Origin of the sequence: Hymenobacter crusticola (assembly GCF_002154225.1) — a bacterium.
GTDB classification, from domain to species: Bacteria; Bacteroidota; Bacteroidia; order Cytophagales; family Hymenobacteraceae; genus Hymenobacter; species Hymenobacter crusticola.
Window position 1 is genome coordinate 1 of the sequence record NZ_MTSE01000058.1, and the last position, 8,823, is coordinate 8,823.

Genomic DNA, 8,823 nt, shown 5'->3' on the forward strand with positions numbered 1-8,823 from the left:
GGGTGCGGGTGGCAATGGCGGTGGCTTCCTTCTGGGCGACGGCCGCTAGGATGTGCAAGGTGAACTCATCAGCAGCGGGCAAGTCGACGGCCTTGAAGCGGACATGACTTTCCATCAGCGTAGCCAAGAAGGCCACGTTGCGGGCGAGGCGATCGAGTTTGGCGACGAGCAGGACGGCGGCCTCTTGTTTGGCGTGCCCGATGGCGGCCTGCAGTTGGGGGCGATTGTTCTTGCGGCCGCTTTCAATTTCCGTGTATTCCGCAATCAGCAAGGACTCAGTACCCACAAAGGTGCGCACAGCGGCTTGCTGGGCTTCCAGGCCCAGGCCACTCTGTCCCTGGCGGGCGGTGCTTACGCGGAAATAGGCAACGTACTGAATCACGGCAGCGGGGTTTCGAAGGCAACGAGGCGTGAAGATACAAGCCTGTCACATTTTCCAAACGTCCCTTTAGAAAACGTGACAACGTGGCTAAAGGATAGTTTAGTGTTTCATGTGATAGAGAAAACAAGTGCCTACTTACTAGGCACGCACTTAACTCGCAGTTAGAGATAGAGAGTGGCCTTTAATGCGAACACTGCAACAAGAAGGCATGCGCTTCCTCGGCGCTCGTGAAAGCGCTTGACTCGTGTTGTTTACGTGCCTCGTGTTGAAGCTCATAGATCGACAACCGGGTCAGTGCATTATCCGCCAGCACGTACGCAGTGCAGAGCCGTTCGGGCCGGGGAATGTGACCATGGTACCACTCCTCTACGATCAAGATCTTCTCCAGCGAAGTCAACGGCTCCAGCACCCGCATATCTGCCAGGATACGCTGCCAGTTACGCCGCAGCAGCAAGTGGCCAAGGTGCGTGAGTAACGCGCGTAGTTCCGTAAGCTCACTCTTGCCAGCGTGATAGCGCACCAGGGCATAACCGGCCGCGTGCTCGAGAATACGCCCCATGGCATTTTCAAAATAGATAGGCTGAACAGAGTTGGGCATAGGAAGCAATAACTTTCTCAAAGCTACTCAGTCCTAGGCAACAAACAGAAAGCAAAATGCCTAGGTTATGCCTTTTTTAAGGGACTATAGGCAGGCGCCGAGAAGTAGCCAGCAAGCCGCCTTTCCTCAACACTGGTGGCCCTAACGAACAATAAGTAGGTTAGAAGCCTTCTTCAGGCCTTTTGGCACCATTTTTTGCGCGCCTCTCCTCGTTCCTCTTGTCCTATTCCCATGGCGGTCTCTTACCACTTATTCTGTGCCCTCTCTTCCGTCGAACAATACGCTGCGGTTTGGCACGAAGGCACCTTCCTCATGCGACGCTATGCGCAAGAAGATGCTGTAAACCTTTACCAGATGGATGGGGGCTACTTCGCGGAAGTGTTCTATGATCAGTTCACGAAGCACCTGCGCACAGTGGAGGTTTTCTCCTACTGCAATAACGAGCGACTGGAGAATTATGAGTCGTCTATCCAGCTAGATGAGCTGCCCCTCTAAAAGGCCCTAGTCTAGCGAACAGAACCGACGAGTTTCAATCATGCACCAGCCATCAAACGGCGAGCCGCTTCGCTATCGAGCACGCGAAGCTAAAAAAGCTGCTAGCCGCCGCTCCGCCTCTTCCCGAGATTGCTGATATAGAAAGTAGGCACACTCCTGAACCCATTGCCGAAGCGCCGCTAACGAGTCTTGTATGCGCGAGGGCTCCTCGGCGAAAAGGCAGGTTCCTAACACGAAGTGAGTAGCGCAAATCAGGACGCGCTCGTTTGGTCGGTAATCCAATTCGACCCACCACCCCAAGCGACGAACGGGAGTCACTACTTGCTCAAAGCATCGACGAACTAAGTCAGACTGTACGGGCATACAAACGAAGCAGGAATAGCAAGATGCCTTTCGTAGTGCTCGGGATAGCTTAACGTAAAGCGACGCCAATGCACCGTTCAGCTTACCCAATAGAACAATGCCTCCGAATAGTTCACTTTCGAAGACATTGAGGCAAATAGCAAAACCGCTCAGAAAAGAATTGTGGCAGTTGCAGAACTCCTAGAGCGATTCCACCACAAGGTTATTGGGATAGGTTATTCTGAAAAGTGCTTGAAACAGCGTTTTGCTCGGAGAGCGCGCATCCGATGCGTTCAAGACACAGAACACCGACTTCTGCAACAGCCACATACCTTATAACCTGAGTCTTGGTAATACGCAACGACTTCGTAGTGATGACACATTGCACTTTGATTATATCCTAGTATTAGTAGGCCACTACGCAGCCATCGAATGCACCTTGTTGCTATTGTCTATGTTGGATATATTGTTAATGTTGGAAATATTGTAAGTGTTTTCATTGCTGTAACTGTTGATTCTATTGGATGTATGTATCATGTTGGATGCAGCTACTTTTGAATCAGGAGTATAATCAGGAAACTATTATATATCCAACATCTCCAACATAAGCAACATAAGGAGGATTATACGCTGCTTGTTGTAAGTATTGTTCGTATTGAATAGCTTGGCACCCCGTATCAAAAACATCTCCAGTACCACAAACACCCACCACACGATGCAGATACTAACCTTCACTAATCAAAAGGGGGGGGCTTCGAAGACAACAAGTGCTTGGGCAGTAGGCCACTGCCTAGCGCATGCCGGCCACAAAGTGCTGCTCGTGGATGCTGATCCGCAACGCAATCTAACGCAGTGTTTGCCCACCGTACCTAGTGATAAGAGTCTGACCAATGTCTTGGAAGGATCATTGACATTAGCGCAAGCCATGTACCCAGTGGGAACAAATCTGTGGCTGGTGCCTGCTACGCAAACGCTGGCGGCGGCGGAGAAGATCCTCGGTACGGATGCCATGTACGCCCTGGTATTCAAAAATGCATTGGCCGGACTAGACAAACTCGTTGACTTTGTCATTTTCGATACTGGTCCTTCGCCGAACTCCCCGCTGGCCATGGCAGCCATCACGGCTTCTGATCGGGTGTTCATTCCGACCACACCGGAATTCTTCGCCTACAATGGATTGGAGAATCTCTTGGAACTGATCAAGCGGATTCAGAAGAACTTGACACCGAGTTTGCAGGTAGGAGGGATCTTCTTCACGAAGTATTCGCCTACTTATCGCCGCTCCCTGCACCATCAATTTGTGAAGGTGATGCGCGAACAACCAGGGATGGGACCACTCGTGCTGGACACGACTATCCGGGAAAATGTAGCGGTGGCAGAAGCTCAAGTAAACCAACAGTCCCTGTATGAATGGGATTCTGGTGCGACCGCTCTCGCCGACTATGAAAAGCTAACCCAAGAAATTCTAACTCGCTCAGTCAATGGCAAAGCAAAAAATTAATCTGGATCACTTGGCCAACAAGCCAGCAGCTTCTATGGACGAGTTACTACTGGGAGCTTCCGCCACGCCCACCGTTCAAAACGCTACTCTAGAATCACCGGCAGAGATACCCGACGCATCGGCCAAGATCCGGTTCACGAACGCTCTTCCTCCTGAGACGTTTCTGCGGTTGCAACAGTATACGTTCTGGAGCCACGAGACCATCGGAGACGTGCTGAACGAAGCCATTCTCGCCCATTTGGAAGGCAAACCGGAAGCAGATAAAACCATTCCAGCCAAACAGGCACAACGACGGAGATTGCCGACAGTATAATCCGTAGAAGCAGCTATGACGTGAGTGATAATGCGTTTGTTGTCATACTAAAACGCATAAAAAAGCACAAAAATCATAACTGCTTTAATACTAAAATGTACTCACTTTGCCTTGGGGTAGAGCTGAGGGAAAAGCTGGTTTATGCGACTCATAGCCGTAGCAGCGATGTTGTCAAATACTTTTGTACCTGACTCGTATTCCTTGAGTAACTGATGGGTTTCTTTCATGAGCCGCTTCAGTTCCTCTTCGGAGAGTAAGAGAATGCGTTCAATCTGGTAAGCTTCCAGCTTGAACTTCTGCATCCGCCCTGCTACGCGACCTTTAAAGTCACTAACAGGGATAGGGGAGGAGGCACTGACAGGTAAGGCAGCGGCTTCTAACGGCAACTCCAGCTGTTTAGGGCGCACTTTCTCCGCACTGCTGTACTTGATGTGAAACTCAATGGCATCCACAGCGCGCCCTAGCTTCTTCTCCGTGTAGGAGATATCAAAGTTGAGCGTCTTCAACTCTTCTAGCGAGGGTTTCAGAACCCGGTTGCGATAATCAGAGAACTGGGGGTACGTGTCCTTGCCAGAAGTCAACTCCCGCAATTCATCAATGGCGACCGTGTGGGGGCTGCGGAACTTCCACATCAGCATCAGCCAGTAGTACTTGTAGGTATTCGGGTTCTTAATGCTGAGCAAGTCCGCTACCTGCCCGAGGGTGAAACTCTCAATTAAATTAGTGAGATAGGGCATCACCTCGGTAGAGAAGTAACCCGAGATGGTGCCTTGTCCGCTATCAAGTTGCAAGGACCCCATCAAAGGAGCTTTGTGATAGTCGTTTTTCTTATTTGGCATCGGCAGGTCAATGCGAATTGCTCCCAGACTATCCAGGGCGGCATGTAATAGCTGGTAGGTACGTCCACCGACATGCTGAGGCCCAATCAGATCGGCAATCGGAACGGTGATACGCTTGTTGACCGCATCGCTACCTTGCAACCCACGCAGGAGCAGCACAAAGATCCGCGCCTCCAGGATAGTCATCGACCAGGGACGCTCAATGAGGACATTACTTTGCGCAACGGTTTCCGTGCGGCGGCTCTTTTGAATGGCGCTGAGATAAGACGTGGGTAACGCACCCGTTATCTCACCTATCGCAGTCTCCGTGTCCTCTTTGGCTTTGAGCACTGCTGCGTACGCTTCTTCCTGGCTCAGAAAGTACCCTAGGTTCTGGGTTTTACCGTTCTTGCGAACTTGCCCTTTCCATTTGCCGCGTTTCTTTTCGTAGGTAGTGCCTGGGTAGCGTTTGTCAGCCATGTGCGTACGGGATAGTACCGGCTAAAGTAACACATTTTTGAGATAGTATTGAGATAAATATTAAGAGTATCGCAGCGTAATCAGTCTCCTATCGCAGCGTAACTCGTGTCGTATCTCAGCGTAACAAGCGACTTATCGCAGCGTAACCCGTGTCGTATCTCAGCGTAACTGCTGTCTTGTTTTACGTTGACTACTACTTGACTAATAGATAGTTATGGAGCTCTTAATTATATAATAACTTAACTTAAAAAATGAGATAATAGGCTTCATTTTTATTGATAGCTTATCTCAGTTAGGACACTTAGCCAGATTTATTAAGCAGGAATAGCTCTCAAGGGTAATGCGAAAGCAAGGAAGAGATCGTTCGCACCAAGCTCCGCAAGCTGGCGCGGAATATAGTGTAGGTGTAATGCTTGTGCTTTTATGGGAGTGTTTATACCACGCACCATTTTCGTGACAGGCTTTTCAGGACGTCTTGGTCTGGAACTTTTTTACTGGCTCCGTGCCCGAGGCTACCCTGTGGTGGGGGATACTAGGCCCCCGCGTATTCCGTGGGAACATACGCTTGCGAGAATACGCAAGCGCACCGTAGTGAAAAGGGCACGAGACTTGAACTGAGGAAACAGAAATTCCAGCGCAACTACTGGTAGCCTGTTGAACGGGGCTTATGCGTAGAACCTACTACGCATAGGTCTCTGACGGACGCCCAATTGTCGATTAGTTAAGGACTCCTTCTGGCCCGTGTTGCGACCGTCCTCCGAGCTACTACCCCCCGCTGTTATGAGGTAGGCCTCTAACGCAAAGCCCGTCAATAAATAGAAAAAGAAAGGTGGAAAACGTCCGCTAAGCCAGCTACGTATGTGCGGTCGCTAGCTCTCCTCTTTATGCCCGCTGACTTAGTCGCCATTCTGCAAAGCTTACGCTTGCAACTACTTTCCTTGTCGGTCACCGCACCCTACTATCGGCCTCGGTTGTTGCGTAGCATCGAGCAATTGGAATACGTGGTCGGGGAGTGGCCCCTCAAATACTGGCCTACTAGCCCGGCTCCAACGCACGGGTTGTTGCGGCAAGCACGATCATATACTCCTTCCCGTCAGCAGTTGCGGCAGCAATTGCTGACGCTAAAAAGAGCTTTACGAGACGAAGAGCAGGTAATCGACAGTTATCCACAGCATCAGCTCCTGCTAGACCTAATTTTGTGCCTACTCTAAAGCTTAAACCTGCACCGGCGTTGCTGCCTGGCACACTATGCAATGCTAACGTCGCATCCTACCTTATGCTTATCCCAAGCATTACCTGCTGCGCTCGAGCAGCAACTCCGCCGTTTCCTGGCAGGCAATCCGCTGGTACAGCGCGTTTCTAGTTTGGTTGCTGACCTACGCCAGCTTACCCACTCGCAACTTTAGTTTGAGGACCTCGGTGCTGTTAGTCTACACCCGCGAAAGGGAGCACGGGGGCTACATTGTCGCGGAGTAAACCGCCGAATGGTCGTGCGGTGCAAGCAATGGGGAAAATATATACGAGTAAGTATTAATAATTTATAATATTTACCTATCTTCGTCGTGTTCCGCTCTTCTGCCTTCTTCTTTGCCTTCGTTGCCCCATGCTTGCGCTTGCCCTCTCGCCACTTGACTACGCCACACTAGCGGCCCTGCCATCTGCTGCGGCGTCCCCGTGCACATCGGCTTCCTCCCGGCAACAGGTAGTGCGGCGCAACCACGTCCAAGTGCTAGGGGCGGGGCCCGACAAGCCGACGCTCTTGTTCTGTCATGGCTATGGCTGTAACCAGCACATCTGGGGTTACTTGGTGCCCGCGTTAGTAGCCCGCTACCAACTCGTGCTCTTCGATCACGTGGGGGCCGGGGAGTCGGACCTGCAGGCCTACGATGCGACCAAGTACGCCACGCTGGAGGGCTATGCCCAAGACCTAGTCGAGATCTGTCAGGTGCTGGACTTGCGGCAGGTGATCGTGGTCGCTCACTCGGTCGGCGCGATGATCGCACTTCTCGCTGCCCTGCAAGCCCCTACCTACTTTGCCAAGCTGATCATGCTGGCTCCTTCGCCGTATTACTTCAATGAACCCGACTACTACGGCGGCTTCGAGCCCACGGACGTGGAGCAGTTGCTAGCGTTGATGGAAGCCGAGGATAACAGCTGGGCCGCCTTGTTTGCCGGCTTGCTGATGGGGCCGGCCAATCCGGCGGCCTTGAGCGAAGAACTGGCCCAGTACTTCTGCCAACTCACCCCCGCCATCGCCCGCGCGTTCCTGCGGGTAGCGCTCTTCACCGATTCGCGTCCGCTCTTGCCGCGCTTACAACTACCCACGCTGCTGGTGCAATGCACGCAGGACGCGGTAGCCCCCGTTGAGGTAGGCGCTTACTTACTGGCGCACCTGCCCCAGGCCACGCTGGTGACCTTGGAAGCGACGGGGCACTGTCCCCACCTGAGTGCACCCCTGGCGACCCTCTCCGCCTTGGAGGAGTTTTTGGCGGCATAAGCAATAGCCTTTCGCTTCCAACACTAAGCGCTACGTCCGCGCGGCAGAAATTCTATTGTATTCTTTTGGTAAAGTACGCATCTTGGCCAGGTACTCCTAGTGGCAGTAACTGGTTTATTCTATGCTGATTAATTACTTACTCGACGGCGATGGCAGCTGCTGTACGCTCACGTTTGAAGAGGCCGACGGCTGGCTGCGGGCCACCTGGCGCGGGCACGTGGATGCACCCGAAGCCATGCGCGGGGCTGAGAACTACCTGGCCCAGGCCGGTGCTTTTCACTGCCCCTACTTGCTCAACGATAACGTGGCCCTGCAAGGCTCCTGGTTTGACTCGGTGGAGTGGCTAGAGCGGGTCTGGCTGCCACAAGCCTTGCAGCGCGGCTTGCACTACGTGGCCCACGTCGTGCAAGCTGATACCCACACGGACATTCTCACGCTTACCTTCCCGGAGCCTTTAGTCGGCGTGTTGGAGCTGCAGATCTTTCACCAGGTAGCGGAAGCTGAGGAGTGGCTACGCAGCTGTCAGCAGCGGGCTGCGCTGGAGTAGGGCTGCTTTGCTGCCGAGTAAGCGGACTACGCAGCGGTCATGATTAGGTACTCGCGGGTGTCCGCACGAGTTCCTCTAGCCAACTACTCTAGCAGCGATCGGTTTATGGGCTGCCGGGTTATTCCGTCGAAACAAAAGGCAAGCACCAACTACTAGCCCGCAGTGGCCGCTACGGGTCCGAGCACCAAGCCGGCTTGGCAGGCCAGGTCTTGGACGACCAAATCCAGTTGCGTTTGGGCCGTCGCGGTTCGTGGCGCATACGGATAGTCGAAGCGGAAACCGGCGGCCCGACGTCCCCGTTGAAGCCAGGCCGCGCCGGCTTCTAGTTCGTCAAAGACGGCAATATCTAGGTGCGGGAGCCAAGTGACCACGGCTTGCACCATGCTTAAGCCTGGCAGGGAGGGGGAACACACCCAGGCCAGCTGTTGCACGCCGGCCAGGCGCAGGTGGGGCAGAAAGGCCCGAATCAGCCACGGGGCTACGCTCCAGCTGATGCCCGTCACGAACGTGTTGTCGTTGAGCACACGCGGGTAGGGGTGAGCCAGAAAGCATTGGGCGATGCGCGCACAAGCAGTTTGCACCACTGGCAACGTGAGCTCTCCCATCCACTCTACGTAAAGCCAATCATTGCTGGAATCAAAGTAGATACTCAGGTGAGCGTCGGAATACAGGCGACGTAAAATCATAACGCAGAGAAGCGAAAGCGGTGCTTGTGGAAGGGGCCTTAACCGAATCCGAGCGGCGAGCACCAGTGCGGACTAGGAAGCGCAAGCACAAGAATAACACCAGATATATGATATTATATATAAATACTTATTCTCCTCGCTGACAGCCAAGCGGACTAGGAACA

Annotated in this window: 10 protein-coding genes; 6 read left to right on the forward strand and 4 right to left on the reverse strand. The window is 52.9% G+C overall.

Features of this window, described 5'->3' with window-relative positions:
• Positions 1-382: recombinase family protein (locus tag BXP70_RS28205; RefSeq protein ID WP_143436764.1), on the reverse strand; the 382-nt coding region annotated here is incomplete at its 3' end.
• A gap of 181 nt (positions 383-563) precedes the next feature.
• Entirely contained in the window at positions 564-980 is a 417-nt protein-coding gene (locus tag BXP70_RS28210; protein ID WP_086597467.1) for a hypothetical protein, read from the reverse strand.
• Between the two features lie 231 nt (positions 981-1,211).
• On the opposite strand from BXP70_RS28210, the gene BXP70_RS28215 reads away from it, so the two are divergent.
• The 3 genes from BXP70_RS28215 (at position 1,212) to BXP70_RS28225 (ending at position 3,631) form a co-directional block, all read left to right on the forward strand.
• Positions 1,212-1,475: a hypothetical protein gene (locus BXP70_RS28215; protein WP_143436765.1), complete on the forward strand. Its 264-nt coding sequence runs from the start codon at positions 1,212-1,214 to the stop codon at positions 1,473-1,475.
• Positions 1,476-2,532: 1,057 nt separating this feature from the next.
• On the forward strand, positions 2,533-3,318 hold the full coding sequence (locus tag BXP70_RS28220; RefSeq protein WP_086597469.1) for a ParA family protein: 786 nt from the start codon (positions 2,533-2,535) through the stop codon (positions 3,316-3,318).
• Positions 3,299-3,631 (forward strand): hypothetical protein, encoded by a 333-nt coding sequence (locus tag BXP70_RS28225; protein ID WP_086597470.1) that lies wholly within the window; start codon positions 3,299-3,301, stop codon positions 3,629-3,631. Before BXP70_RS28220 ends, BXP70_RS28225 begins: the two co-directional genes overlap by 20 nt.
• A gap of 101 nt (positions 3,632-3,732) precedes the next feature.
• On the opposite strand, the gene BXP70_RS28230 is transcribed toward BXP70_RS28225, so the two are convergent.
• Positions 3,733-4,929: a replication initiation protein gene (locus BXP70_RS28230; protein ID WP_086597471.1), complete on the reverse strand. Its 1,197-nt coding sequence runs from the start codon at positions 4,927-4,929 to the stop codon at positions 3,733-3,735.
• Between the two features lie 884 nt (positions 4,930-5,813).
• On the opposite strand from BXP70_RS28230, the gene BXP70_RS28235 reads away from it, so the two are divergent.
• The 3 genes from BXP70_RS28235 to BXP70_RS28245 all read left to right on the forward strand — a co-directional run bounded on the left by BXP70_RS28235 (position 5,814) and on the right by BXP70_RS28245 (position 7,973).
• Positions 5,814-6,140 carry a hypothetical protein gene (locus BXP70_RS28235; RefSeq protein ID WP_086597472.1) on the forward strand — a complete coding sequence of 109 codons (327 nt, stop codon included), beginning with the start codon at positions 5,814-5,816 and terminating at the stop codon, positions 6,138-6,140.
• A gap of 392 nt (positions 6,141-6,532) precedes the next feature.
• Complete coding sequence (locus BXP70_RS28240) at positions 6,533-7,426, forward strand: alpha/beta fold hydrolase (RefSeq protein ID WP_086597473.1); 894 nt, start codon at positions 6,533-6,535, stop codon at positions 7,424-7,426.
• Positions 7,427-7,547: 121 nt separating this feature from the next.
• Positions 7,548-7,973, forward strand: a complete 426-nt coding sequence (locus BXP70_RS28245) for a hypothetical protein (protein ID WP_086597474.1) — start codon at positions 7,548-7,550, stop codon at positions 7,971-7,973.
• Positions 7,974-8,125: 152 nt separating this feature from the next.
• Here the strand turns inward: BXP70_RS28245 and BXP70_RS28250 are convergent, their stop codons facing one another.
• Positions 8,126-8,659, reverse strand: a complete 534-nt coding sequence (locus tag BXP70_RS28250) for a SpoIIAA family protein (protein WP_086597475.1) — start codon at positions 8,657-8,659, stop codon at positions 8,126-8,128.
• Positions 8,660-8,823 lie beyond the last annotated feature (164 nt).

Excerpts from the sequence above, each read along its gene's own strand:
- BXP70_RS28240 (WP_086597473.1), top strand. The coding sequence starts at position 6,533 with ATGCTTGCGCTTGCCCTCTCGCCACTTGACTACGCCACACTAGCGGCC.
- BXP70_RS28250 (WP_086597475.1), bottom strand. The coding sequence starts at position 8,659 with ATGATTTTACGTCGCCTGTATTCCGACGCTCACCTGAGTATCTACTTT.
- BXP70_RS28230 (WP_086597471.1), bottom strand. The coding sequence starts at position 4,929 with ATGGCTGACAAACGCTACCCAGGCACTACCTACGAAAAGAAACGCGGC.
- BXP70_RS28235 (WP_086597472.1), top strand. The coding sequence starts at position 5,814 with ATGCCCGCTGACTTAGTCGCCATTCTGCAAAGCTTACGCTTGCAACTA.
- BXP70_RS28215 (WP_143436765.1), top strand. The coding sequence starts at position 1,212 with ATGGCGGTCTCTTACCACTTATTCTGTGCCCTCTCTTCCGTCGAACAA.
- BXP70_RS28220 (WP_086597469.1), top strand. The coding sequence starts at position 2,533 with ATGCAGATACTAACCTTCACTAATCAAAAGGGGGGGGCTTCGAAGACA.
- BXP70_RS28245 (WP_086597474.1), top strand. The coding sequence starts at position 7,548 with ATGCTGATTAATTACTTACTCGACGGCGATGGCAGCTGCTGTACGCTC.
- BXP70_RS28225 (WP_086597470.1), top strand. The coding sequence starts at position 3,299 with ATGGCAAAGCAAAAAATTAATCTGGATCACTTGGCCAACAAGCCAGCA.
- BXP70_RS28210 (WP_086597467.1), bottom strand. The coding sequence starts at position 980 with ATGCCCAACTCTGTTCAGCCTATCTATTTTGAAAATGCCATGGGGCGT.